Here is a 675-nt window from a genome sequence, read left to right as displayed (position 1 = left end):
GTCGGATCAACAGGCGTCGGATCAACAGGCGTCTCGTCAACGGGTGTCTCATCGACGGGGGGCGGGGTTCCGTCGCCAGGGCTTGCCACATGATCCCCGGTCAGCAGGACGCGGTTACCACCAGTATCGGGGCCAGCCCACTCGAGCATCAGGGTCGCATCGCCAAAGGCCTCGAAGTAGAGCGCCTCAAGGCTATGGGTACCCGCCGACAGCTCGATCGTGGCGGTCTGTAGCTCAGTCGCATGCAGCCCGTCGTTGTCGATCAGGTCCTGACCATTGAGCCGCAGGCTGGAACCGTCATCCGATAGCAAATAGAACGTGTAACTTCCCGCCTGCTCAATATGCAAATCGGTCGTGGCACGCACGGCAAAGACGTCCTCACGGCCGCCCTCCCAGATCTGAGTGCTTCCATCGTAGTTCAGTGCATTGGTGAGCGTCGTTTCATCCGCTGCAGCAGAAAAATCAATCTGCGACAGTCTCGAAGGCCTGAAATCAAGCGCGAAGAAGGCCATGCGGAAGCCTTCCGAGTTGTCATCCTGATCACCTGGTGTCGGATCAACAGGCGTCGGATCAACAGGCGTCGGATCAACAGGCGTCTCGTCAACGGGTGTCTCATCGACGGGGGGCGGGGTTCCGTCGCCAGGGCTTGCCACATGATCCCCGGTCAGCAGGACG

The 675-nt window shown here is 60.3% G+C and carries 1 protein-coding gene; it reads right to left on the bottom strand.

Translation table 11 applies throughout. From position 1 onward, the window contains the following. A partial coding sequence (locus ACR0JX_RS19720) for a PA14 domain-containing protein (protein ID WP_480545526.1) occupies window positions 1–675 on the bottom strand: 675 nt, incomplete at both ends.

The organism is Ruegeria sp. AH7, from assembly GCF_056541325.1.
The sequence above is the reverse complement of the archived record's forward strand: the minus strand, read 5'-3'. Positions and strand labels throughout refer to the sequence as shown.